Raw genomic sequence first — 23,749 nt, forward strand, 5'->3', positions numbered from 1 at the left:
TCATTTTATCATAAACTCTTTCATTCTCATACCCGTTACCTCTCTTCGGTGAGCACTTTCTACAAAGTCCAGGTTTGCTATTATGTATCTGCCTTTTATTCCGCCAAGGCGGAAGACTGGGAATGATGGAATATTTTCTTTTGATAATATTCCTGTTATGATTTCGCTTTTGTCCTTGCTGATTTCACTATTTTCATGCAGACAGTCAATCTCTGGTAAGTTGGGTATCTGGAAGAATGCTGTTCTTTGGTTTGTTTTATCAAATAGGGTTGCATATTTAAATTGGACTTGAGGCTGGTAGAGGCGGATTAAGGATGCAAATTCTTTGGATACCATAAAATACGGATGCGATATTAAATCCATAAACTGAATTTCTTCATTCAGATCTACTAAAAAGTGGTTATGATCTTGAATTTCACAATATATTTCATGATCTGATCTACCAGGTTTAATTTTGTTGTACCAGTCCAGGAAAAGGGGCTGGGGATTTTTTGTATCAGAGTAAATACTAAAATATCTCATTTTAGAGTTCCTTTCCCAAGATATAAAGAATATCTGCTTGTCCCATGTATTCTCCGAAAAGTATGTGGACTTGATTGTCCAGACGGTCCTTACAGGGCAAAAATCCTTCTACTGATATAGCTTCATTAAGCATGGAGTGGATGAAAGCTTTGGTTATTCGATGGTAATAAGGTATATAGGCATAGCGGATATAATCAACCTCATATTCACGGATTCTTGGTAAATATGTTTCTATCTGTTTACTAATGGCTTTAACATCTTCCTCAAATAAATAATATATGTTTCGTGCGTCCCAATAGGAGGTTGAAGAGGTCGTGTCACTATAAAAGCTGCTATCCATCATATCTATTCTTATCAGGTAGTTCTTAAGAAATATACTGCTGTACAGATTAGAAAAAAGTATGTAGGACAGCTTCCCTTTTTCATCATTATCTTGACAAATCATTGCCTGTTCTTTAGCGCTCATAAATGCTTTTAGAAATTCATGAACCATTTCTCTGCTATTTTCTTCACAGGATGCAGCAATTAGTTTACTGCTTTTTATAAACTGTTCAGGAATAAGCTTGTTAATGATATTTAGTAGATTTTCTTTTCGATCCATTATTGTATCCTGAACTTTCCACCCTTAAAGGAGATGTCTTTATCAATATAGAGCCCCGCCCCGCCTTGTTTAATGTTAACACGATCTGTTCCGGCTATTGTAAGAGAGGAATCTTCACTTGATATAGTCATGTTTCCTTTGGAAGTAATGGATATATTCTTATTGCTTTCTATTCGTATTCCTTCTCCATCTTTTATCTTAATGGACATTCCTTTATTGTTTGTCATCTCTATGCTATCTGGGGTAAATAATAATTCCTTTCCGTACTTTGTTTTAAATGATTTATGATCTGGATTTACTCTGCCATTGTTGGTTTTTAGATGTATGGAACTTATTACATATCCTTGTTCTTCGATTGGGCCTGGAATTTGAAGTCGTACATGATCTTCAGGCTCTGGCATACAATACCACCCTGATCCATCTGGTGACGAATATCCGGTAGAGTAAGGAAACCATTTGTTTATGCTTTGATTAGAATTTTCATCATCTATCAGTTGGACTTTTACCATGTCACGTTTTACTTCTTTAACAATGGCCTGAAATGAGCAGCCTTGTATCTTATCATTCAAGCGCTCCATGGTTTCTAACCCACTTTCTGGTCGGAAGAAATAGGAGTGATTTAATTCTCCATTTAAATATTCACTTTGAATTTTATATATGTATCCGCCTTCATTGTTCAATATCAGCTTGTCCCAAATGTGATAAATTTCTCTTGAAGATATATGATATTCCAGATAATCATGCTCCATTGGGGAACCAATACCGTTAGATTTCTTAACCATATATTGATCCATATGTTTGCTTATACCTATAGAAACGGAATTTGGAAGTTGATAGGTAGTGATGTTTGCATTACCGATGTAGTAAAAAGCTCCTTCTTTTTCGATGGCAGGTGTAACATTCAATCCAAAGCGACTGGCAATACGAAGAATAAACTCCCAGTCAGTTTCTTTATATTGCAATAAAAAGTCAATTGTGGCAGAAGATAAGCCTCCCGTCTCCTTAACTCCCGATTCTCCATATGTCTGATTTATAGTATTTAATACCTCTAGATAGGATATCCCCGATGTTTGAAAGGAGCGAAAATGAAGGGAAGTATCCATAAGATAGGTTCCGCTTTTTAGTATTAGAGTGAGATTAGTGGTGTGTGCCTTAGACTCTAAGGAAAATCCAGCAATAACTCCAGTCATTAAGATTTTTTTTGATCCCTCATTATCCTCGGTAGTAATAGTGACCCATTTTTGTTCCATTAGCTTTCTTTTGTATTCTTCCACATCCGTATCACGTATGCAGCCAGTACAGACGGCGGTAGCGTGTTTTCCTATTTGCTGATCAATCTTAAGTGTTTCTAAAGTTAAAAATTCAAAGTGAGAAAAAAATATTTTATCAGCTTTCATCTTTTAATCTTCCTTTCTTCCAATTTTTATATAATCCAGAGATTTAAGAATGGGTTCCTTCCATTCATCGTAAAAGCACATCCTGCAATTAAACGTCCCAGCCAGCAGGTGTTCATCTGTAAGAACTAACAATTGTAAGTTATAGGTTTCATCGTCCAGTGTGAAATTTTTGTACTCGAACCACATTCCTTCTGCCTTTTCTGGCTGAAAGCAGCCTTTTCCATAAAATACAGTCTCAGGAGCAGTTTGCAGCACTGATTCCATCATTTTTTTAATAAGCTCGTCTAATTTGTTATATTCCTGATAAGCATTTCTGTTTAACAGATGGAACCCTAGATTTTCATCATAAGATGGGGAGGTGAGCAGTATGGGGGGACGATAATTGCTTATATATCGGACTTTCGCAATATTCTCAGGCATATCAATAAAATAATCAGGAACCAGAATTGTTAAATTACCGTCAAAAAGTAATTGAGGTAAAAATCGAACCTTTTTTCCGCGGATATGTATTTCATCTTTAAGTAAATGAAAGGAGGTAGTCTTACTCTGATAATAGTTTTTTAACTTAATGATCTCTTCATCCGCATAGTTACCTATATTCATAAAATTCTCCTTTTAAAGATAATGTCTATTTGACTTACGAACAATTACTAATGCGCCGATAGGAGGGGGTTCTTTCTGGGATTTCAAGAGAGTTCATTATCTGCATTAACTGTCTTACTCCGTCCTCATCTTCTAAAAGACATCCCATGGTTCCCAACATCATGCATCCCTCCACGGAAAGAATGTACATAATGTTCCGTAGAATTCCTTCTTTGCTATGTGTTTTAAAGGTAAAATATCCAAAGATTTTTTCCTCTTTTTCTAAAAGCTGTGGTGCCTCAATCAAGCAGGTAGGATAAAGACTCATAATGGAATTAGAAATGGATTGGATTCCTTGTTCTACCTGAAAATTGGATAGCTTTTGATCCTTTAGCAAAGAAAAGGTGCAAAATCTGTTAGCTTCTATCTCTTCGTAAATGAATTGTGGTCTATCTTCATTTGGAAACATTAACTCTAACTTTTCCCAATTCATTGATTCAAAGGAACTAGGAAGAGTGAGGGAAAGCAGGTTATTAAAAAGAATTATTTGATTCATGGACGTCCTCATATCATTCCTCCGAATTTAGCCTTAAGTTGCAAAGCTGATTTTTTATTTCCTTCTTGCATTTATCAAAGGATACTGGGACATCGGGATAGAGTATCTGATTGTGTCCGGTTACAACCTGTTCCATTTGCATTGGAACCTTTTCCTTGACTTGTCCTACAGATAATTGGTTTAATTTATCTATCATAGGACTTTTTCCAACAGCTCCATTTATAACGGAATATGCCATGCTTATTCTCCTTTCATTCTTCCGGCGATAGGTCGGAATCCGGCTGCGATCTGGGATAATTTATTTTTTTCTACTACTTGAGGGATGGAGGAGACAACATTAATAATTGACTTTCCTAACTCATAAGTTCGTTTGTCTTCTTCCTCTGACAGTTTTTTTAGCTGTAGGTCAAGTTTCTCTTTTACTTCCTTTTTTCTATCTTCCCTAAGATTATTTGATATAGAGGTACCTTCCGTAAGAACCCCAGGCCCTTTTGATGATGAGTTTTCATCCTTTGCCTCCAGATTTGTAAATACACTGTTTTCTCCCATGGAATCCAGATTGTGGCAAAGGTTTACAATTGCGGGACTTCCTAGCTGCCTTTTTATAGCAGTAACTTCGGTAGGGGCATTTAGTTCGATCTGTGTTCCATAAATAGAGATTTTCCCTTTTGCCTGTATGAATATTTCATTGTTGCTTTGTATGGAATTTCCAATTTCGTCCTGAATGGAAATACTAGATTGATTTCTATTAGAGGAAAAATTAATACCAGAGGGTTTGAGTGACATTGCTTTTTCGTTCTCTGTAATAAACCACCGATTTTCCGGAGTTTTTGATTCTTTTTCCAGTGATTCATTTTGCTGTGCGCAGTTAATGGCTATTGCTTTTTGTTCATCCTCTCCAGGTATTAGAAGGTTGACTCTGCTTCCAATTTCCGGCATGCAGTAAAGCATATTACCAGATTCAGGTGACCAGGGATACAAGTAAGCGTTGCCAGTATCTTGTTTTTCATCGATATTCAGATGGATACTAATTGACTCTTCCTTTTGACTTAAAACGGTGCCGGTAAAAGAAATATTTTTCAAGTTGGGATTATAGGATATAGGAGTAAAATAATGTTTATTTACAGCTAATTTGCAAATACAGTGCAGAAGGCCTTTATGTAGAATTAAACTGATGTGGTATGGCCATAAAACTTCGTTTTGAAAGAGGACACATTCATCTAAATGAAGAATCTGACTTGTATCCACTTCGTAATAAGTTGCTTCTTCGGTTCTCCAGTAAGGTGATCGATTCATTTCTGCATCCATGCACCATTTTTGCCTGGTCACATGCAGTTTTTGAGGGATTTTTTCATCCTGGAACCCGAGATAGAATCCATTGCTGTCATAATTTGAGGAAGTAATAACCGGGGCGTTTAGATGAGTTGCCAGCCTTAATATAAACTCCCAGTCTGTTTCTTTATACTGAATAAATGGTTGGGTGATTGATTGGTCTGTTGCAGAACATAAAAACTGAAAGGAATTTTCCTGCGCTATTTTTTTTATAAGTCCTGTGACTGAATCATTACAATCCTGAAAGGATCTGTTTTTTCTTTCTAAATCCATAAGCCAGGTTAAGGAGACTGCGGAAAGAGATATCGTTTCGTATATTGACTCTTTTTCAATATGGACTTTAGTAATTACCCCAGTAAATATCAGATGCTCTTTATGATCCTTTACATAATAGAGTTTAACAGGCTGATTCATAAGCTCTGTACTGGACGGGCCTAAGCTTTCAGATTCTATATTTGCCTTAATTTCAGCCATGGCATGGGAACCAATCCTTTCGCTTACAGAAAGCTGAAGGATGCGGTTTACTTTTATGTTGCATTTGATTTTAATTTCACCATATGTAATGTATTCAGCCATATATTTTTCCTTATTCTCCTTTATTATTTTGTTACCGCTTTTAAATGGAATTATTTCTATATAAGTAAGAATAATACAAAAATCGACAAAAAAATCTGTATGTATAAAATAACCCCCTGTAAGTAAAAATTTGTAACCCATCCAGAGGAAAAACTGGATGGTCATGGAAATGAATGGGAGAGGGCTTCTTAATTTGCCGGGAAAATCCGCCTGAATGCAAGGAAAATTGCATTTTTCCCTTGACGAACTATGCTTTGTTCTATATAATTGAAACGATGTTTAACTAAAATAGTCTCAATATGTTTCATCATATTGCCTATGATAAGCTATTGTAACAAGAGGAGGTGTCCGTACATTATGAAAATGACGTTTCAGCCAAAGAAGAGACAGAGATCCAAAGTTCATGGCTTCAGAGCCAGAATGAGCACTCCGGGCGGAAGAAAAGTTTTAGCTGCCAGAAGAGCAAAAGGAAGAGCAAAATTATCAGCTTAATGGACCAGGCCGCAATTAATTGTGGCCTTTTCTTTTCTCAAATTCCAGATAAACGGAAAAGGAAAGATTTTTATGAAACATTTTAATTCGATCAAGAAAAACAAGGATTTTCAGGCTGTTTATCAGAATGGGAAATCCTATGCCAATAAGCTTCTTGTGATGTATGTAAAAAAGACGGACATGCCTAAATCAAGGATTGGAATATCCGTCAGCAAGAAGGTTGGAAACAGCGTTGTGAGGCATCATATAACCAGATTAATCAGAGAAAGCTTCAGGCTTCATGAGGACATGGTGGAGGCCGGGTTAGACATCGTAGTCGTTGCCAGGGCGGCGGCAAAGGAAGAAAATTACAAAACAATCGAAAGTGCATATTTGCACTTGTGCGGACTTCATAACATTATAAAAAAAGAATCGAAGTGATCTTATGGTGAAAAAAGTCATGATTTTGTTGATCAGAGGATATCAGAAATATCTCTCTCCCCTTAAAATAAGAACTCACTGCATATACACGCCTACGTGCTCTCAATACGCCATTGAAGCACTTAATAAGTATGGCGTGTTAAAAGGTACGTTTTTGGCTTGCTATCGGATTCTTCGCTGTAATCCGTTTGCAAAAGGCGGTTATGATCCAGTTCCGTAACAGATGAGGAGGTAGTTCATTGGAATTCTTAGTACTGACTAAGGTAGGGGGCATTCTGGGCCCATTTGCAACTGTTCTGGGTGTTATCATGGATTGGCTGTTCCAGCTGACCAGCATATTTGGAATCCAGAATATTGGTTTATGTATTATCTTATTTACTCTAGTAACAAAGCTTCTTATGTTTCCACTGACGTTAAAACAGCAGAAATCTTCTAAGCTGATGAGCGTCATGCAGCCAGAAATTCAGGCCGTACAGGCAAAGTATAAAGGTAAAACTGATCAGGAATCCATGCGCAGACAAAACGTAGAGGTTCAGGCAGTTTACGAGAAATATGGAACTTCCATGACAGGCGGATGCATTCAGCTAGTCATTCAGATGCCTATCCTGTTTGCTCTTTATCAGGTAATCTATCAGATTCCTGCATACGTACCAAGCGTAAAGCGTGTATTTGAAAATGTTGTTACTGCCATTGGCTCTTTAAATGTGAACCATGTGGAGATGTTAAAGCAGTTTGCAACGGATAATAAGATAAATCTTACAAGAGTCCACGACATGTCCACAAGCAATGGAATGGTAGACTTTTTGTATCAGTTAAATCCCACACATTGGAATCAGCTTCAGGATTTATTCCCAAGCGTAAAAGATGTGATTGCAACCAATGCCGCTCAGATTGCCCATATGAATTCCTTTTTGGGAATCAATCTTGCGTCAACTCCGTCAAGTGTTATTTTCCCGGCAGGCGGCGGTTTTCATTTCAGCTTAGCTATCTTAATTCCGATTTTTGCTGGTGTCAGCCAGTGGTTCAGTGCTAAGCTTATGACAGTTAACCAGGCTCAGCCCCAGAAAGCAGGGGATGATGGTAACGCTATGGCTCAGTCCATGAAGATGATGAATACGGTTATGCCGCTGATGTCTGTTTTCTTCTGTTTTACATTTCCAGCTGGTATCGGTATCTACTGGATTGCCTCCAGTGTGTTCCAGATTATCCAGCAGCTTGCAGTAAACCGTCATTTAAACCGCATCGATATGGATGAGATGATTAAGAAAAACGTGGAAAAGGCTAACGCAAAGCGTGCAAAGAAAGGCCTTCCTCCTCAGCGGGTATCCCATAATGCGACCGCTAATTTAAAGAATCTTCAGGCCGCTGCTGAGAAAGAAGAAGCTGATCTGGATGTGAAGAAGGAAAAAATCAAGGAGCAGGTCAAAGCCTCCAATGATTATTACAGCAAGGATTCTTCCAATCCAAACAGTCTTTCATCAAAAGCAAGGATGGTACAGAAGTTTAACGATAAGCAAAAATAGCAGGAGGGTGACCTATGGATATGATTACAGTTTCAGCAAAAAGCGTTGATGAAGCGATTACAAAGGCATTAATCGAATTAGAGACAACCAGTGACAAACTGGAGTATGAAATTGTTGATAAGGGCAGTAATGGTATTCTGGGATTTATCGGCCAAAAACCTGCTGTCATCCGTGCAAAGAAGAAGGAGACTCTGGAAGACAAAGCGGAATCATTTCTTTCTGATGTGTTCGGAGCCATGGACCTTGTGGTCAACATGGAAATTTCCTACCATGCAGGTGACAGAGAGCTTTCCATCGTTATGTCAGGTGATGACATGGGCATATTGATTGGTAAGAGAGGACAGACCTTAGATTCCTTACAGTATCTGGTGAGCCTAGTAGTAAACAAAGAGAGCGATGATTATATCCGGGTGAAGCTGGATACGGAAAATTACAGAGAGAGACGAAAAGAAACACTTGAAACTCTCGCAAAAAATATCGCTTACAAGGTAAAACGTACCAAACGTAACGTTTCCCTGGAGCCGATGAATCCTTATGAGAGAAGAATCATTCACTCCGCACTTCAAAATGACAAGTTCGTTGTTACCAGAAGTGAAGGAGAGGAACCTTTCAGACATGTTGTGATATCTCTGAAAAGAGAATATCCAAAAAAGGACCGGTATCAGGAAAAGGATAAATAGTCAATCAACAATGAGGGGTTGGGGCTGTCGGAAGGCACCTCACCCCTTTTCCTTATAAACAGGTGAATAAAAATGAAGATGAATACAATTGCGGCTATCGCCACTGCCATGTCTAGTTCCGGGATCGGAATCGTGAGAATCAGCGGCGAGGAGTCATTTCAAATTATAGATAAGATTTTTAAGGCAAAGGGAAGCGGGAATAAAAAGCTTTCCAAGGAGCCTTCCCACACCATCCATTACGGTCATATTTATGATGGAGATGAAATGGTTGACGAAGTCCTGGTCATGATAATGAGAGGTCCTAAAAGCTTTACGGCCGAGGATACCATTGAGATTGACTGTCATGGCGGTGTTCTTGTAACAAAGCGGATTCTTGAAACTGTGTTAAAGCACGGAGCAAGACCAGCGGAGCCGGGAGAATTTACAAAGCGGGCTTTTTTAAATGGAAGGGTGGATTTGGCCCAGGCTGAGGCTGTGATTGATGTTATCAATGCCAAGAATCAATATGCCCTCAAATCCTCTGTGAGCCAGCTGGAAGGCTCTGTATCCAGGCGCATTAAGGATATGAGAGAAAAGATTATATATCATATTGCATTTATTGAATCAGCTCTTGATGATCCGGAACATATTTCTTTAGAAGGCTATGGCGATACTCTTTTAGAAACATTATCACCCTTAAAGGATGAGATTCAAAGCCTGATTCGTTCTGCGGATAACGGAAGAGTTCTTTCCGAAGGAATTGAGACGGTGATTCTTGGAAAGCCAAATGCAGGGAAATCTTCTCTTTTAAATGTTCTGGTGGGAGAGGAGAGAGCCATTGTAACAGATATTGCCGGAACCACCAGAGATACTTTAAGGGAGCAGATTCGTTTAGAGGAGTTAAGCCTTAATATCATCGATACGGCGGGTATTCGTGAGACGGAAGATGTGGTAGAAAAAATCGGGGTCGAGAAGGCCAGGTCAGCGGCAGAGGGAGCGGACTTAATCATTTATGTGGTGGATGGTTCCCGTGACCTTGATGAAAATGACCAGGAGATAATAGATTTTATTCAGGATAAAAAGGCACTCGTCCTTTTAAATAAAACGGATCTTGATCCGGTTGTGACGAAGGAAAGGCTAGAATCCTTAACAAACCATCCAGTCATATTAATTTCTGCAAAGGAAAGAACCGGTATCAAAGATCTGGAGGAAGAGATTACTTCTATGTTTTATGAAGGGAAGCTGGATTTTAACGATCAGGTGTATATCACCAATGTAAGACATAAAAATGCCCTGGCAGAAGCCTTAAATAGCCTTTCTATGGTAGAGCAGAGCGTGAGAAATGAGATGCCGGAGGACTTTTATTCCATTGATTTGATGGATGCTTATGAGCAGTTAGGGACCATCCTGGGAGAATCGGTTGAGGATGACCTGGTAAATGAAATATTTAAAAAGTTTTGTATGGGAAAATAGAGTCAGAATACCTTTAGCCTAAATGAGGGCACGAAAGAGGAAGGGAGAATCAAATGCAGTATTTAGAAGAATCATATGACGTTGTGGTCGTTGGTGCCGGCCACGCAGGCTGCGAGGCATCCTTGGCCTGCGCACGCCTTGGTCTTGAGACCATTGTGTTTACCGTTAGTGTCGACAGCATTGCCTTAATGCCCTGCAATCCCAATATCGGAGGAAGCTCCAAAGGACATCTAGTCCGGGAGCTTGATGCCCTTGGCGGGGAAATGGGAAAAAATATAGATAAAACCTTTATTCAGTCTAAGATGCTTAACCAGTCCAAGGGGCCTGCAGTGCATTCCCTTCGGGCACAGGCGGATAAGCAGGATTATTCAAGGGAAATGAGACGAACCCTAGAGCGTACGGAGCATCTGACCATACGTCAGGCAGAGGTAACGGAAATCATCACGGAAGATGGAGCCATTGCAGGCGTAAAGACATATTCCGGGGCTATTTACCGTTGTAAGGCGGTTGTTTTGGCCACTGGAACGTATTTAAAGGCCAGATGTATTTACGGCGACGTAAGCGAGTATACAGGCCCTAACGGATTGAAGGCTGCCAATTACTTAACGGAGTCCTTAAAAGCCCATGGAATTGAAATGCTGCGGTTTAAAACAGGTACTCCAGCCAGAGTGGATAAAAAGAGCGTGGATTTCTCCAAAATGGAAGAGCAGCTTGGAGATGAGAGAGTGGTACCATTTTCTTTTTCCACGGATCCGGAGACCATCCAGAAGGAGCAGATTTCCTGCTGGCTTACTTATACCAACGAAAAAACTCATGGAATTATCCGGGAGAATTTAGACCGTTCTCCTCTTTATTCCGGAGCCATTGAAGGCACCGGGCCGAGATACTGCCCATCCATTGAAGATAAGGTAGTAAAGTTCCCGGACAAGGACCGCCATCAGGTGTTTGTTGAGCCGGAGGGAATTTATACCAATGAAATGTATTTAGGCGGCATGTCAAGCTCACTTCCTGAGGACGTCCAGTACGCCATGTACCGCACGGTACCAGGCCTTGAAAATGTAAAAATTGTTCGTAATGCCTATGCCATAGAATATGACTGCATCAATTCCAGACAGCTTAAGCCTACTCTCGAATTTAAGGGGGTAGACGGACTCTTTAGCGGCGGACAGTTTAATGGAAGCTCTGGCTATGAGGAAGCGGCTGTACAGGGCTTTATGGCTGGAGTCAATGCTGCCATGAAGGTTCTTCATAGGGAGCCCAAGATTCTCGACCGTTCCCAGGCTTATATCGGAGTTCTCATTGATGATCTGGTAACCAAGGAAAATCATGAGCCATACCGTATGATGACCTCACGGGCGGAATACCGTTTGCTTCTTCGCCAGGACAATGCAGATCTGCGTCTCATGAAGATAGGCCATGACATCGGCCTTATATCAGAAGAGCAGCATGAGAATCTTCTTAAGAAAGAACAGTCCATAGAAACAGAGATGAAGCGCCTTGAGTCCACCAATGTGGGAGCATCCAGAGAGATTCAGGAGTTTTTAGAGGCAAATGGGAGCACACCGTTAAAAACAGGAACCACCTTGGCAGAGCTGGTAAGAAGACCAGAACTTAATTATCTTATGTTAACTAAAATAGATAAAAACAGGCCGGAACTTCCTTGGGATGTAGCCCAGCAGGTAGATATCAATATTAAGTATGATGGTTATATCCGAAGACAAAAGCAACAGGTCTCCCAGTATAAGAAACTGGAAAATAAGAAGCTCGATGTAACCTTTGATTATGAAACGGTCAAAGGATTGAGGCGTGAGGCCATCCAGAAATTAAATCTTTATAAGCCAATGTCAATTGGTCAGGCATCCAGAATCTCCGGAGTATCACCGGCTGACATTTCTGTATTACTGGTGTATTTAGAACAGCTCAGGTATCAGAAGAGTCAGGAAAAGAAGGAGGATGAAGGCAGCCATGATGGAGAGCTTTAAGGAACAGTTTCAGAAAGAATTGAACTTGTTAGATATAAAATTAGAAGAGAATCAAATAAAGCAATTTTATGATTATTTTGAATTATTAGTTGAATGGAATGAATTCATGAATCTTACGGCGATAACGGAAATGGGAGAAGTGATTACAAAGCATTTTGCAGACAGCCTTTCCCTCATAAAGTCGGTGCAAGATCTGAATGAAAAAGAGTATAAGATAATTGATGTGGGTACTGGGGCAGGATTCCCTGGTATTCCACTAAAAATAGCATTTCCTCAATTAGAGATTACACTCATGGATTCTCTCAATAAAAGAGTGAAGTTTTTAAATGAAGTGATTGATAAACTGGGATTAAAGGGAATACAGGCCATGCATGGAAGAGCCGAAGATATGGGACGTGATAAGAAGCATAGAGGACAATACGATCTTTGTGTTTCAAGAGCGGTAGCAAATCTCAGCACATTATCTGAATACTGTATGCCTTTTGTAAAAGTAGGGGGTGCCTTTATTCCCTATAAGTCAGGGAAGATAGAAGAGGAGTTGGGAGCAGCCAAGCATGCAGTATTTTTACTTGGAGGTAAGGTAGAAGGATTAGAGACATTTTTACTTCCTGGTACTGATGCAGAAAGATCCTTGGTGATGATTCGTAAGAATAGTGAGACATCTGGCAAGTATCCGAGGAAAGCTGGAATGCCATCAAAAGAACCGTTAAAATAAATGTTTCACGTGAAACATCCAGGAGCATGTGCTCCGCTGTTAAACAGGGATGTTTCACGTGAAACATTTTTTTGTATATATACTTATAGAATTGGTTTAAACGAAAAACATCTGTATGGTATGGAGAAGCTCGGCAGGATTTTCCAGTTGTGGTAAATACTTGGAATTGTTTATAAATGAGCTTTCTATAGCTGGATTATATCTTTGATATTCGTGAATAATATCTTCCATATTTTCAACATCTTTACCACCAACGATATAGATGCTGTTATCGATTTTCTTCAAAGGATTAACAATGTTGCACTTGGTGTAATTACAGGTCACGCTGGCATATAAGGATTTTGGAGAATCCCCAAGGTGGGCGGATTCATAATAGGTATCAATCAGAGAATTCTTTACAGAGTAGGGATTGGAAAAATAATCTTTTGTAAATTCCTCTTTGATGGCCTGCTTGCTGGTAGCAATGTTAAATAGCAGCGTACCGATGATAGGTAAATCTAAAATGAATTTATAGACCTTACTGTGCTTGTTGGGAATCTGGCTGCACATCAATAGACTGTCTGGATTGATCAGCATAAGTTGGTCGAATAATTCGGGAGCATTGTTACATGCCATCACTGCCAGAGCAGAAGAGGAGCCAGTAGCAATTACATTGGTCCGATGTCCAATTTCAGATTTGATAAAATCAGAAATCATCTGCACGTAGAGATAGTTAGTATAAGTAAGGTCTGGTTTTTCAGATCTTCCACATCCTAAGAGGTCAATGGCATAAACCGTGTAGTGATCTTTTAGACTATTGATCATCTGATTCCATTCTACGCCGCTTCCGTGAGCGGATAGATTGTGAATTAGTAATAGTGGTTTTCCAGTTCCTGTTTTTGTATAATGAATATTGCCGAAGCGCCATTTATAACAATGAGCCTTCGTATCAGATAATAGATTCTTGGAGGTTGCAGATAGCTTAATACATTTATTAATGACAGCAGTAGCAGCTGCGGCACTGGCGGATAAAACGAGAAGAGTCAGTAATTTGTTCTTTGTTTTCATTATTTCCCTCCTAATGTAGAATAATCTCTTCCTATTATAATATAATCAATATGGACTTACAACGGCAAACATATTAATTTATTCTTAAGCTTGGAAAAATGTTTCACGTGAAACATTTTTTATAAATTCTGTATTTTTTTTACAGGAAACCATAGGAAAAAAAAATAAAGTATGCTATACTCTAGTTTGAACTGCAATTTCCGGATGTTATACAGGAGAAAACGAATAATGGGAAGAATCATTGCGATAGCAAACCAGAAAGGCGGAGTCGGTAAAACGACTACTGCAATCAATTTGTCCGCATGTCTTGCTGAGGCTGGACAACGGGTATTAGCTGTGGATTTTGATCCACAGGGAAATGAAACCAGCGGGCTTGGAATCGAAAAAAGCACCGTGGAAAAAACCATCTATGATCTGCTGGTAGGAGAGTGTGAAATTGATGAATGTCTGATTACCAATATCCAGGATAACCTGGATTTACTTCCCTCTAATGTAGAGTTGGCAGGAGCTGAAATAGAGCTGTTGGAAATCGAGAACAAAGAAAATCTCCTTAAAACATATCTTGAAAAAATCAAGAAAAACTATGATTTCATTATCATAGATTGTCCCCCATCACTTAATTTATTGACAATCAATGCCTTAACCGCCGCAAACACTGTTTTAGTACCGATTCAATGTGAATATTATGCTCTGGAAGGACTGAGCCAGGTACTAAATACCGTAGGTCTGGTAAAGAAAAAGCTGAATCCTTCTTTAGAAATGGAAGGCGTTGTTTTTACCATGTACGATGCCAGGACAAATCTTTCCCTGGAAGTTGTGGAAAGCGTAAAGAATAATTTAAATCAAAATATCTATAAAACCATTATACCCAGAAATGTCAGACTGGCGGAAGCTCCCAGTCATGGAATGCCAATCAATTTATATGATTCCAGATCAGCCGGAGCAGAAAGCTACCGGTTACTGGCGGCCGAAGTAATAAGCAGAGGAGAAGATATCTAGATATGGCAAAGAGAACAGGTTTAGGAAAAGGACTTGGAGCAATTTTTGGAGATGAGGTCATGGAGTCGGCGGCAGAGGAGCAGGAAATAAAGAACCATCAGAAACAGGAAGCAGCGGAAGCAGCTGCAAAAAAGTCTGAGGTTCCAGATTCTGAAACCGGGAAAGAGATGTTTTTAAAACTATCTTCCATAGAGCCTAACCGGGATCAGCCTAGAAATGAATTTAAAGAAGACTCACTTTTGGAATTAGCAGAATCCATGAAAGAATATGGGGTTCTGCAGCCACTTTTGGTACAGAAAAAAGGGGATTTCTATGAAATTATTGCCGGTGAACGTCGGTGGAGAGCTGCGAAACTGGCAGGTCTGAAAGAAGTTCCGGTGGTTATCCGGGAATATACAAAGCAGCAATCCATGGAAATTGCCTTAATTGAAAACGTTCAGAGAGAAGATTTAAATCCCATTGAAGAAGCAAAGGCGTACCAAAGACTGATGCAGGAATTCAGCTTAAAGCAGGAAGAAATTGCTGCCAGAGTTGCGAAGAACAGGGTTACCATTACCAATAGCATGCGGCTTTTAAAGCTGGATGAAAGGGTCCAGGATATGCTTATCCAGAACCAGATTACAGGTGGTCACGCAAGAGCTCTTCTTTCCGTTGAGGACCCAGAGCTTCAGTTCCAGCTGGCTGGTAAGATTGTAGCGGAAAGCCTAAGTGTCCGGGAAGTGGAAAAGCTTGTAAAATCCTTATCCAAAAAGAAGGAACCAAAGGAAAAGAAGGAAGAGGACGTGAGTCTTTCTCTGATTTTCCGTGAATTAGAAGATCGGATGAAATCTGCTATGGGTACCAAGGTCAGCATCAACCGGAAAGATAAGAATAAAGGAAGAGTGGAAATCGAGTATTATTCTGAGGTCGAATTGGAAAGAATAGTAGAATTGATAGAATCCATAAGGTAACATCATAAAAGTGAGGACGAACGAATGGATAACAGTATGTTAACTCAGCTGCCGGTTGACCCAGCTTTTTTAATCTTGGGGTTGGCAGTGCTTACCATATTATTAATGATTATAGTAATCATATGTCTGATTCAGATGAGAAAGCTGTACCGCAGATACGATTATTTCATGAGGGGGAAGGATGCGGAGACCCTGGAAGAAATCATTATGGACCAGATGGAAGACATCTCAGAGCTAAAGGCAGAAGACCGGGCCAATAAGGATTCTCTTCGTAATACCAATAAAAACTACAGAAGCGCCTTTCAGAAGTTTGGGCTTGTAAAATATAATGCATTTAAGGGAATGGGTGGCAACTTAAGCTTTGCCATGGCAATGCTTGATTACACCAATACCGGTTTTGTTTTAAACTCCGTTCATAGCCGGGAGGGATGTTATGTATACATTAAAGAAGTAGATAGAGGCGAAACAGACGTTTTACTGGGAAGCGAAGAAAAGGATGCCTTGGAAATGGCCTTGGGATATCATTCCTAAATAGAATAAAAAGCAGGTGCAATTGGCTTGTACGATACTTTCAAAGTAGATTTGGTTCATTACCGGATCTATTTGAATGAGGAGTCGTACAGCTGAGCACCTGCTTTTTATATGCCATAAGGGGATTGGATATTTACATAAAAAAGTCACTTCGGTCGGAAGGGACATTACAAGCTATAGGATGATTTTTACTAAGGTGATAGAAAATCAGCTTAAGGGTCGCCAGATCGACAGTACATCAACCCTGGAGGTAATAGTGTGACAGAGCATTAGGCATACATACAGTTAATGACGTGAAAGAGCGTTAGTTCTATAGTCACTATCAGGACAAAGTATTATCTGTAGTTAATTAAGAAGCAGAGACGAATGTTAACCACGTTACCCATATACGCATATACCTGCACACGTATTTTGAAGTAATGTGTCTCAGTTACTTGCGTTCTACTATGTCCAGCGTAATCAAAATCTTTCATATAGAAAGAAGCATTATATATTTTTCTTGTAAATTTGGAACCATGATATATAATAATTATAATCAAAAAATGTAGTTTCAGGAAAGGAACTGAATGTATATGGAAGAGATTTTAAAATATTTAAAAGAATGTGGTACCTTTTATCTTGCAACCATGGATGGGGATCAGCCGAGAGTTCGTCCATTTGCGGCAGTATGTGCCTTTGAAGGAAAGCTTTACATTATCACCAATAATAAAAAGCCAGTATTTCAGCAAATGCTAAAGAATCCAAAGATTGAGATCAGTGGTATGAGTAAGGGAACCTTTATCCGGCTGGAATGTGAAGTGGTACCGGATGACAGAAGAGAAGCCAGAGTCGCCATGATGGAAGAGTATCCAGGATCTTTAAGTAAAATGTATTCGGTTGACGATAACAAGATGGAAGTCCTTTACTTAAAGAATGCCAAAGCCTCCATAAATACTCTTACCGGCGAAAGCAAAGTGATTGAATTTTAATTAAATTTATAATACCTGTTTCATGGCCATGCCCCGTTCTTCCGTGAGGGCGGCTCCGATGGCAGTGCTGTATTCTGCCTGCTCCGGAATAATAAAATGAACGTCAAACATGGTCTCCAGAGATTGGAAAATCTCCTTGCACTGAGGAAATTTAGCAAGATTTCCGGTCATTACAAAATCGTGGATGTTGCTGTTAAGCGATGAAAGGATAGCTGATTTTCCTATGACCTGGAGTACCATATGAATGATTCCGATTGCAATATCTTCCTCAGATACCAGATTGCGCACCTTGCCAAAGTTAGAGGCGGTAGCGGTCAGAGGAAGGCCAGGCAGCGGATTCTTTGATATATCCTGAATCTGTAAATCTATGTTACTTAAATCACCTCTGCTGGCTAAATCCATGATCTGGGTAATGTCCTGAGTCTTTAATAACAGACTGGAAAGTCCTACAATGGTTCCGCCGCCAATGCCGATGCCGCCAGTGTGTAAGATCTTATCTCCATTTACCTGGACAAGTGAGGTACCGGTTCCCATACTTACAACGATCAAGTCTTTTAATCCTGTAAAATATTGTCCTCCTAAACCATTTGAGGTAAATTCATCTACCTTATAGGTGGGAATTCCGTAAAGAGGCTGTTCCACATATGCACTCCCTACCCCTGTGAGCATGATTTTCTCTATATCATTTAACTGAATGTTATTGTCATATATGAATTTTCCCAAAGCACCAAAAAGAGAGGCAATGGGATTATCTGCCTTAACAAAGGTGGGTATTTTTAATGTATGATCCTGAAATCCCACGATTTTCGTAGTACTTCCTCCAAGATCGATTCCGATGGTTATTTTCATAATTCCAAAATCCCCTTATATCTTTTCTAAAACCCAAGCCATACAATGATGAAAAAAACAAGAAATTCATGTTCTGACTTATAGTATGGTTCCAGGGCTAACTATAACATACATGATATTGCTTGCCAAGTTTTTAAATCCGTTCATTAGCACTGCTTCTTAGGAATGGCAAGAAAAGGCATTTGGCAGGAAATGGAAGAGCCTAAGAGATTCCGGGATATTTTAGCCTGATAAAACCTATTAAAACACCGATTTCCTTTATAATAAAGGAAATATGACGTTAATAAGTAATTTTAATAAGTAAAAATGTATTGATATTAGGTGAGTAACAAAAAACGGAATGAATGAATAAAATGATAAAAAAATATATTGACAAAAAAATAACAATGTAATATAATGAAGTCACGATAGATCGTTAAAAAAATATCGAACTTAGTTGACCCACTATGCTCATATAAAATTGGAGGATATTCAAGATGGCAAAGAAAGAAGAACAGGTAAGAATCCCTGAGATCATTGATAGTGTAGATTCCCTCATCGCTAAGATGGACGCCATGAGAGAGGCTCAGAAAGTATTTGCTACCTTTACACAGGAACAAGTAGACAAGATCTTTTATGAGGCAGCAAGTGCAGCAAATAAATTAAGAATTCCATTGGCTAAGATGGCAGTGGAAGAGACGGGCATGGGTGTTGTTGAAGATAAAGTCATTAAGAACAACTATGCAGCTGAATATATCTACAATGCCTACAAGGATACAAAGACCTGCGGAGTCATTGAAGAGGATAAGGCATACGGCATTAAGAAAATTGCAGAACCCATTGGTGTGATTGCAGCCGTTATTCCTACCACAAACCCAACCTCAACCGCAATTTTTAAAACACTTATCAGCTTAAAAACAAGAAATGCCATCATCATTTCCCCACATCCAAGAGCAAAGAACTCTACCATCGCAGCAGCTAAAGTAGTGCTTGATGCGGCAGTGAAGGCGGGTGCACCGGAAGGTATTATCGGATGGATCGACGTTCCTTCCTTAGAGCTGACCAACGAAGTTATGAAGGGTGCAGATATCATTTTAGCGACAGGCGGACCTGGCATGGTTAAAGCAGCTTATTCCTCTGGAAAACCAGCCCTTGGTGTTGGTGCAGGTAATACCCCTGTTATCATTGATGATACGGCTGACGTTAAGATGGCTGTTAACTCCATCATTCTTTCTAAGACATTTGACAATGGTATGATCTGTGCTTCTGAGCAGTCAGTCACCGTTCTTGAAAAGGTTTATGATGAGGTGAAAAAGGAATTTGCAAAGAGAGGATGTTATTTCCTTAAGGGAGATGAGGTTGATAAGGTTCGTAAGACCATTGTCATCAACGGCGCCCTTAATGCAAAGATCGTAGGCCAGAAGGCTCACACCATTGCAAAGCTTGCAGGAGTTGATGTACCGGAATCCACAAAGATCTTAATCGGTGAAGTGGAAAGCGTAAACATTGAAGAAGAATTTGCTCATGAGAAGCTTTCTCCGGTTCTGGCTATGTATAAAGCTAAGACTTATGACGAGGCCATTGAAAAAGCAGAGCAGCTGGTAGCTGACGGCGGATATGGCCATACAGCTTCCCTGTATGTGAATGTAAATGAAAAAGAAAAATTAGAAAAGCATGCGGCTGCTATGAAGACCTGCCGTATCTTAGTGAATACACCTTCTTCCCACGGCGGTATCGGTGATCTTTATAACTTTAAGTTAAGACCATCCTTAACATTAGGCTGCGGTTCCTGGGGCGGAAACTCTGTGTCTGAAAATGTAGGAGTAAACCACCTGCTCAATATTAAGACCGTTGCTGAGAGGAGAGAAAACATGCTGTGGTTCAGAAATCCAGAGAAGGTTTACTTTAAAAAAGGCTGTATGCCAGTAGCACTGAGCGAATTAAAGGATATCTATAACAAAAAGAGAGCATTCGTTGTTACGGATTCCTTCCTATATATGAACGGCTACACAAAGCCGATTACTGATAAGCTTGATGAGATGGGAATCGTTTATACCGTATTCTCAGATGTTCAGCCTGATCCGACCCTTGCAAATGCACAGGCAGGTGCTGCAGCGATGAGAGCATTCCAGCCAGATACCATTATCGCACTGGGCGGCGGTTCCGCAATGGACGCAGCTAAGATCATGTGGGTTATGTATGAGCACCCAGAGGTAGATTTCCAGGATATGGCAATGCGTTTCATGGATATCAGAAAGAGAGTTTACACCTTCCCTAAGATGGGCGAAAAAGCTTACTTTGTAGCCATTCCAACCTCTTCCGGTACCGGTTCTGAGGTAACCTCCTTTGCGGTTATTACAGATCAGGAAACAGGGGTTAAATATCCTCTTGCTGACTATGAGTTAATGCCTAATATGGCAATCGTAGATGCAGATAACATGATGAGCCAGCCTAAGGGCTTAACAAGTGCTTCTGGTATTGACGTTTTAACCCATGCATTAGAGGCGTATGCTTCCATCATGGCTTCCGATTATACCGATGGTCTTGCATTAAAGTCCATGAAGAATGTATTCAACTATCTGCCAACCGCTTATAATGACGGTACCAATGTTGAGGCAAGATGTAAGATGGCAGACGCTTCCTGTATGGCAGGTATGTCCTTTAACAACGCATTCCTTGGAGTTTGTCATTCCATGGCCCATAAATTAGGTGCTTATCACCACATTCCACACGGTGTGGCAAATGCCCTTCTCATTACCCTTGTAATGGAATTTAACGCATCAGAGGCACCTGCAAAGATGGGAACCTTCTCCCAGTACCAGTATCCTCATACACTGGAGCGTTATGCTGAATGTGCACGTTTCTGCGGTGTAGAAGGAAAAGACGATGCTGATGTATTAAAGAAATTCCTGGTTAAGATTGAAGAGCTTAAAAAAGCCGTTGGCATCAAGGCAACCATTAAAGATTACGGCGTAGATGAGAAATACTTCTTAGAAACTCTTGATGAGATGGTTGAGAATGCGTTTGATGACCAGTGTACCGGTGCAAACCCAAGATATCCTCTGTTCAGCGAGATCAAAGAGATGTATTTAAAGGCTTACTACGGAAAATAATAACAATCAAACAAAATAAAGGTTTGATGAGAAAGGGCATAGCCATAACTGGCTATGCCTTTTTTGGCAGGATGGAACCTGGGGTGGATAGACGCTCTCATTTATGTTAATATATAAGATAGGAACTAATATTGAAACGAATTGAGGGATGTAAGATGAAATTTATTAAAAAAATACCCCCAGAGGATGAAAAGAGATCAGAAGAACTGGCGCAGCATGGTTATAGGAAGCTGAAGGAACCAAAATCTGTAGGTGCTGCCATAGCAATTTCACTGCCACTTTCCATGGTTCTTATGGTTCTGGCTGGATTCTGGTGTTATTTTTTAAACCCATCATTTTTTGATTTTATGAGCGAAGAGGGGATGTCCATAGTGTTGACCTTTAATCTTTCCTCTATTCTCTATCTGGCAGGAATGGTTCTCTGCCTTTTGGTTCATGAGTTGATTCATGCCATATTTATACCCAAGGTATGGAGGTCGGAAAAGACCTACTGGGGATTCAATGGTTTGTTTGGCTTTGTTTATACCGAAGAGGAGCTTACCAAAGAACGGTTTCTTCTGGTATCAATCATGCCCCTTATCCTCATTTCCTTTGTATTCCCTGTCATCCTCAATGCTCTTGGGATTTGGAGCCACTATTTGATTTTCTTAAGTGTGTTCAATGCAGGAGGAGCCTGTGTGGATCTTTTGAATATGGTACTTGTAACGGCTCAGGTTCCATTTCGGGGATATGTGGTTTCTAATGGGTATTCTTCCTTTTATAAGAAAGCTTCTTAATGGATGAAATAAAAAGGTGCTTTGGATGGTCAGTCATGACGATTCCAGGCACCTTTATTAATTATAATTATTGTGTTATCTTACCTTCTTTAAACAGCAGAATCATTTCGTGGGTAAGGCTTAAATTGGTGAAGTCATTGGGGATATCTTCTGGAGCCATCCAGACGGCTGTGGATAATTCGGTTTCATCCAGATGAATATCTGGAGAACCGTCAAGCTCAGCCCAGTATCCCACTAATATGGAATCGCTAAATCCCCAGGGCTGGTTCTTGTAATAACGGATATTCTTTACCTTGATCCCAACCTCTTCCATGGTTTCCCGCCTTACCGTATCCTCAAGGGTCTCCCCAAACTCCGTATATCCTGCAATGAGGGCGTACCGGGTATATTCTCTGCCTGCATATGTGGTCAGCAACAGCTTACCATTGTGAGTCACGCCTACTATGACGGCCGGAGATATCTTGGGGTAAATTGTGTTTCCGCAGGAAGTGCAGACTGCGGCTCTTTCTTTTTTGCTTTTCATGGTAGGAGATCCGCAGCAGCCGCAAAAACGGTTGGAGATGTAAAAGCGGTGGAGATGCTGGGCTGAGACCGCAGCAAAGGAAACCCACATGGGAGTCAGTTCTCTTATGATGCTAGCTTTATAAAGCTTTAAATGATGGACTTCATTTAAGGAAACCTGGGATTCATCGACCAGATAGAAATCCATCTCATCGATGGAAAAGAGATAGTCGCAATGGGACATAGCCTCTTCTTTAAGAGAGTCAAGTTCCTTAAATTGGGGAATGGTTTCTGAGCCTTCGTCTGAAAGCAGGATGCGTCCATCCAGAAAATATAAAAAATAGCTGTCCTGATCTGGAGTTTTAATTGCAAAATCATTGCAGAATCTATGAGGAAAAATTTCCTGTATCATGGTGAATACCTTCTTTTTATCTGATTTTTAATGCATTAAAAACTATTTTAAATTCTATCACCAATCCTGTCAAGCAACCCAAGGAAAAATAAGGAAATAAAAAGCCAGTACACAGGAAAGGTACTGGCTTTTTTGTCATATTAATTTCTGAACTGCCTTTCTCACTGGAATTCCAATGATGACTGCCAGGATGGTCAGAAATATGTCCTTTGGTACAAATGCCACCATGGAATAGGTAAATACGCCGTATATGGAAATATCACCGGAGAGAGCTGCCCACTGAAGACCACCAATGATTTCGTCCACGATCGTGCCTAACACCGGAAGCAGGAACATGAGAAAGGTGTTAAGGGTCTTATTCCCGGTCTTTGGCTTTAAGCCGCATAGAAAGACCATGAATACCCAGCCCCAGATGTAACCACCTGTAAGACCAAGGATAACATTAATACCGCCTCGAAAGCTGGAAAAGATAGGAAGTCCCACGGCTCCAAGAAGGATATATACAACAGTGGCTAACATGCCAAGCCTCCAGCCCAGTATGATTCCCACTAAGGCAACTCCGAATATCTGAATGGTGATGGGAACCCCTGTAGGCAAGGGAATGGAGATTTGGGAAATAACTGCAAGGACTGCAGCAAACATACCGGCAAGAGCCAGTTCTTTTGTGGTAAAAAGCTGTTTCGCTTTTGTTTCATTTCTCATATTGGTTTTTAACGATTGATCTGATCTCATGTATGATTTCTCCTGGGTTAAGTATCAATTTCTATTGGAATGTTAACATAGGAGAAATTAAT

General features: G+C 40.0%; 25 protein-coding genes. 14 read left to right on the forward strand and 11 right to left on the reverse strand.

The genetic code is table 11. From position 1 onward, the window contains the following. Genes T546_RS0119160 through T546_RS0119190 form a run of 7 tightly spaced genes read right to left on the reverse strand, consistent with a single transcriptional unit; the run spans position 1 to position 5,566 of the window. Positions 1-522 carry a hypothetical protein gene (locus T546_RS0119160; RefSeq protein ID WP_026893018.1) on the reverse strand — a complete coding sequence of 174 codons (522 nt, stop codon included), beginning with the start codon at positions 520-522 and terminating at the stop codon, positions 1-3. 1 nt (position 523) lies between these two features. Next, positions 524-1,123, reverse strand: coding sequence for a hypothetical protein (locus tag T546_RS0119165; protein ID WP_026893019.1), 600 nt, complete (start codon positions 1,121-1,123; stop codon positions 524-526). After that, positions 1,123-2,520, reverse strand: coding sequence for a contractile injection system protein, VgrG/Pvc8 family (locus tag T546_RS0119170; RefSeq protein ID WP_026893020.1), 1,398 nt, complete (start codon positions 2,518-2,520; stop codon positions 1,123-1,125). Before T546_RS0119170 ends, T546_RS0119165 begins: the two co-directional genes overlap by 1 nt. 3 nt (positions 2,521-2,523) lie before the next feature. Beyond that, a complete protein-coding gene (locus T546_RS0119175) occupies positions 2,524-3,123 on the reverse strand; it encodes a hypothetical protein (RefSeq protein WP_026893021.1) in 600 nt (199 codons plus the stop codon). 34 nt (positions 3,124-3,157) lie between these two features. Beyond that, a complete protein-coding gene (locus T546_RS0119180) occupies positions 3,158-3,658 on the reverse strand; it encodes a hypothetical protein (RefSeq protein ID WP_156951374.1) in 501 nt (166 codons plus the stop codon). Between the two features lie 13 nt (positions 3,659-3,671). Further along, positions 3,672-3,896 (reverse strand): hypothetical protein, encoded by a 225-nt coding sequence (locus tag T546_RS0119185; protein WP_026893023.1) that lies wholly within the window; start codon positions 3,894-3,896, stop codon positions 3,672-3,674. A 2-nt stretch (positions 3,897-3,898) separates the two neighbouring features. After that, positions 3,899-5,566: a contractile injection system protein, VgrG/Pvc8 family gene (locus T546_RS0119190; protein WP_166429840.1), complete on the reverse strand. Its 1,668-nt coding sequence runs from the start codon at positions 5,564-5,566 to the stop codon at positions 3,899-3,901. Between the two features lie 357 nt (positions 5,567-5,923). Between T546_RS0119190 and rpmH the strand changes: the two genes are divergently transcribed. From rpmH to rsmG, 8 genes are all read left to right on the forward strand, one after another. Further along, entirely contained in the window at positions 5,924-6,058 is a 135-nt protein-coding gene (gene rpmH, locus T546_RS0119195) for a 50S ribosomal protein L34 (RefSeq protein WP_013274848.1), read from the forward strand. 72 nt (positions 6,059-6,130) lie between these two features. Continuing rightward, positions 6,131-6,478, forward strand: coding sequence for a ribonuclease P protein component (gene rnpA / locus T546_RS0119205; RefSeq protein WP_026893025.1), 348 nt, complete (start codon positions 6,131-6,133; stop codon positions 6,476-6,478). A gap of 4 nt (positions 6,479-6,482) precedes the next feature. Further along, positions 6,483-6,698 carry a membrane protein insertion efficiency factor YidD gene (yidD, locus tag T546_RS25145; RefSeq protein ID WP_081752374.1) on the forward strand — a complete coding sequence of 72 codons (216 nt, stop codon included), beginning with the start codon at positions 6,483-6,485 and terminating at the stop codon, positions 6,696-6,698. Positions 6,699-6,717: 19 nt separating this feature from the next. Further along, entirely contained in the window at positions 6,718-8,001 is a 1,284-nt protein-coding gene (locus tag T546_RS0119210) for a YidC/Oxa1 family membrane protein insertase (RefSeq protein ID WP_026893026.1), read from the forward strand. A gap of 14 nt (positions 8,002-8,015) precedes the next feature. Then, entirely contained in the window at positions 8,016-8,681 is a 666-nt protein-coding gene (jag, locus tag T546_RS0119215) for an RNA-binding cell elongation regulator Jag/EloR (protein WP_024837886.1), read from the forward strand. Positions 8,682-8,753: 72 nt separating this feature from the next. Next, positions 8,754-10,133 carry a tRNA uridine-5-carboxymethylaminomethyl(34) synthesis GTPase MnmE gene (gene mnmE, locus T546_RS0119220; RefSeq protein ID WP_026893027.1) on the forward strand — a complete coding sequence of 460 codons (1,380 nt, stop codon included), beginning with the start codon at positions 8,754-8,756 and terminating at the stop codon, positions 10,131-10,133. 53 nt (positions 10,134-10,186) lie between these two features. Beyond that, positions 10,187-12,115 (forward strand): tRNA uridine-5-carboxymethylaminomethyl(34) synthesis enzyme MnmG, encoded by a 1,929-nt coding sequence (gene mnmG, locus T546_RS0119225; RefSeq protein WP_026893028.1) that lies wholly within the window; start codon positions 10,187-10,189, stop codon positions 12,113-12,115. Then, positions 12,099-12,830: a 16S rRNA (guanine(527)-N(7))-methyltransferase RsmG gene (gene rsmG, locus T546_RS0119230; protein WP_026893029.1), complete on the forward strand. Its 732-nt coding sequence runs from the start codon at positions 12,099-12,101 to the stop codon at positions 12,828-12,830. Before mnmG ends, rsmG begins: the two co-directional genes overlap by 17 nt. 96 nt (positions 12,831-12,926) lie before the next feature. Here the strand turns inward: rsmG and T546_RS0119235 are convergent, their stop codons facing one another. Next, a complete protein-coding gene (locus T546_RS0119235; protein WP_026893030.1) occupies positions 12,927-13,877 on the reverse strand; it encodes an alpha/beta fold hydrolase in 951 nt (316 codons plus the stop codon). Between the two features lie 228 nt (positions 13,878-14,105). On the opposite strand from T546_RS0119235, the gene T546_RS0119240 reads away from it, so the two are divergent. The 4 genes from T546_RS0119240 to T546_RS0119255 all read left to right on the forward strand — a co-directional run bounded on the left by T546_RS0119240 (position 14,106) and on the right by T546_RS0119255 (position 17,325). After that, on the forward strand, positions 14,106-14,876 hold the full coding sequence (locus T546_RS0119240) for a ParA family protein (RefSeq protein WP_026893031.1): 771 nt from the start codon (positions 14,106-14,108) through the stop codon (positions 14,874-14,876). 2 nt (positions 14,877-14,878) lie between these two features. Continuing rightward, a complete protein-coding gene (locus T546_RS0119245) occupies positions 14,879-15,826 on the forward strand; it encodes a ParB/RepB/Spo0J family partition protein (RefSeq protein ID WP_026893032.1) in 948 nt (315 codons plus the stop codon). Between the two features lie 24 nt (positions 15,827-15,850). Further along, entirely contained in the window at positions 15,851-16,357 is a 507-nt protein-coding gene (locus tag T546_RS0119250; RefSeq protein ID WP_024837879.1) for a DUF4446 family protein, read from the forward strand. Between the two features lie 572 nt (positions 16,358-16,929). Continuing rightward, complete coding sequence (locus tag T546_RS0119255; RefSeq protein ID WP_026893033.1) at positions 16,930-17,325, forward strand: pyridoxamine 5'-phosphate oxidase family protein; 396 nt, start codon at positions 16,930-16,932, stop codon at positions 17,323-17,325. Between the two features lie 6 nt (positions 17,326-17,331). Here the strand turns inward: T546_RS0119255 and coaW are convergent, their stop codons facing one another. Next, on the reverse strand, positions 17,332-18,174 hold the full coding sequence (coaW, locus tag T546_RS0119260; RefSeq protein WP_024837877.1) for a type II pantothenate kinase: 843 nt from the start codon (positions 18,172-18,174) through the stop codon (positions 17,332-17,334). A 476-nt stretch (positions 18,175-18,650) separates the two neighbouring features. Here coaW and adhE point away from each other — a divergent pair, with 476 nt between their 5' ends. Both adhE and T546_RS0119270 read left to right on the forward strand, forming a co-directional pair. Beyond that, positions 18,651-21,266, forward strand: a complete 2,616-nt coding sequence (adhE, locus tag T546_RS0119265) for a bifunctional acetaldehyde-CoA/alcohol dehydrogenase (RefSeq protein ID WP_026893034.1) — start codon at positions 18,651-18,653, stop codon at positions 21,264-21,266. Between the two features lie 155 nt (positions 21,267-21,421). Beyond that, a complete protein-coding gene (locus tag T546_RS0119270) occupies positions 21,422-22,042 on the forward strand; it encodes a DUF3267 domain-containing protein (RefSeq protein ID WP_026893035.1) in 621 nt (206 codons plus the stop codon). A 67-nt stretch (positions 22,043-22,109) separates the two neighbouring features. Here T546_RS0119270 and nudC read toward each other — a convergent pair whose 3' ends face one another. Next, the gene (gene nudC, locus T546_RS0119275) at positions 22,110-22,955 is read right to left on the reverse strand and encodes an NAD(+) diphosphatase (RefSeq protein ID WP_026893036.1); all 846 of its coding nucleotides are present in this window, start codon (positions 22,953-22,955) and stop codon (positions 22,110-22,112) included. 135 nt (positions 22,956-23,090) lie between these two features. Beyond that, the gene (locus T546_RS0119280) at positions 23,091-23,687 is read right to left on the reverse strand and encodes a biotin transporter BioY (RefSeq protein ID WP_084326536.1); all 597 of its coding nucleotides are present in this window, start codon (positions 23,685-23,687) and stop codon (positions 23,091-23,093) included. Between the last annotated feature and the right edge of the window lie 62 nt (positions 23,688-23,749).

It is taken from the genome of [Clostridium] aerotolerans DSM 5434 (assembly GCF_000687555.1).
In the GTDB taxonomy this organism is placed as follows: domain Bacteria; phylum Bacillota; class Clostridia; order Lachnospirales; family Lachnospiraceae; genus Lacrimispora; species Lacrimispora aerotolerans.

Excerpts from the sequence above, each read along its gene's own strand:
- T546_RS0119255 (WP_026893033.1), top strand. The coding sequence starts at position 16,930 with ATGGAAGAGATTTTAAAATATTTAAAAGAATGTGGTACCTTTTATCTT.
- T546_RS0119165 (WP_026893019.1), bottom strand. The coding sequence starts at position 1,123 with ATGGATCGAAAAGAAAATCTACTAAATATCATTAACAAGCTTATTCCT.
- jag (WP_024837886.1), top strand. The coding sequence starts at position 8,016 with ATGGATATGATTACAGTTTCAGCAAAAAGCGTTGATGAAGCGATTACA.
- T546_RS0119250 (WP_024837879.1), top strand. The coding sequence starts at position 15,851 with ATGGATAACAGTATGTTAACTCAGCTGCCGGTTGACCCAGCTTTTTTA.
- T546_RS0119280 (WP_084326536.1), bottom strand. The coding sequence starts at position 23,687 with ATGAGATCAGATCAATCGTTAAAAACCAATATGAGAAATGAAACAAAA.
- mnmE (WP_026893027.1), top strand. The coding sequence starts at position 8,754 with ATGAAGATGAATACAATTGCGGCTATCGCCACTGCCATGTCTAGTTCC.
- mnmG (WP_026893028.1), top strand. The coding sequence starts at position 10,187 with ATGCAGTATTTAGAAGAATCATATGACGTTGTGGTCGTTGGTGCCGGC.
- yidD (WP_081752374.1), top strand. The coding sequence starts at position 6,483 with ATGGTGAAAAAAGTCATGATTTTGTTGATCAGAGGATATCAGAAATAT.
- T546_RS0119235 (WP_026893030.1), bottom strand. The coding sequence starts at position 13,877 with ATGAAAACAAAGAACAAATTACTGACTCTTCTCGTTTTATCCGCCAGT.
- T546_RS0119175 (WP_026893021.1), bottom strand. The coding sequence starts at position 3,123 with ATGAATATAGGTAACTATGCGGATGAAGAGATCATTAAGTTAAAAAAC.
- rpmH (WP_013274848.1), top strand. The coding sequence starts at position 5,924 with ATGAAAATGACGTTTCAGCCAAAGAAGAGACAGAGATCCAAAGTTCAT.
- T546_RS0119245 (WP_026893032.1), top strand. The coding sequence starts at position 14,879 with ATGGCAAAGAGAACAGGTTTAGGAAAAGGACTTGGAGCAATTTTTGGA.
- adhE (WP_026893034.1), top strand. The coding sequence starts at position 18,651 with ATGGCAAAGAAAGAAGAACAGGTAAGAATCCCTGAGATCATTGATAGT.
- T546_RS0119170 (WP_026893020.1), bottom strand. The coding sequence starts at position 2,520 with ATGAAAGCTGATAAAATATTTTTTTCTCACTTTGAATTTTTAACTTTA.
- nudC (WP_026893036.1), bottom strand. The coding sequence starts at position 22,955 with ATGATACAGGAAATTTTTCCTCATAGATTCTGCAATGATTTTGCAATT.
- coaW (WP_024837877.1), bottom strand. The coding sequence starts at position 18,174 with ATGAAAATAACCATCGGAATCGATCTTGGAGGAAGTACTACGAAAATC.
- T546_RS0119180 (WP_156951374.1), bottom strand. The coding sequence starts at position 3,658 with ATGAATCAAATAATTCTTTTTAATAACCTGCTTTCCCTCACTCTTCCT.
- T546_RS0119240 (WP_026893031.1), top strand. The coding sequence starts at position 14,106 with ATGGGAAGAATCATTGCGATAGCAAACCAGAAAGGCGGAGTCGGTAAA.
- T546_RS0119185 (WP_026893023.1), bottom strand. The coding sequence starts at position 3,896 with ATGGCATATTCCGTTATAAATGGAGCTGTTGGAAAAAGTCCTATGATA.
- rnpA (WP_026893025.1), top strand. The coding sequence starts at position 6,131 with ATGAAACATTTTAATTCGATCAAGAAAAACAAGGATTTTCAGGCTGTT.
- T546_RS0119190 (WP_166429840.1), bottom strand. The coding sequence starts at position 5,566 with ATGGCTGAATACATTACATATGGTGAAATTAAAATCAAATGCAACATA.
- T546_RS0119160 (WP_026893018.1), bottom strand. The coding sequence starts at position 522 with ATGAGATATTTTAGTATTTACTCTGATACAAAAAATCCCCAGCCCCTT.
- rsmG (WP_026893029.1), top strand. The coding sequence starts at position 12,099 with ATGATGGAGAGCTTTAAGGAACAGTTTCAGAAAGAATTGAACTTGTTA.
- T546_RS0119270 (WP_026893035.1), top strand. The coding sequence starts at position 21,422 with ATGAAATTTATTAAAAAAATACCCCCAGAGGATGAAAAGAGATCAGAA.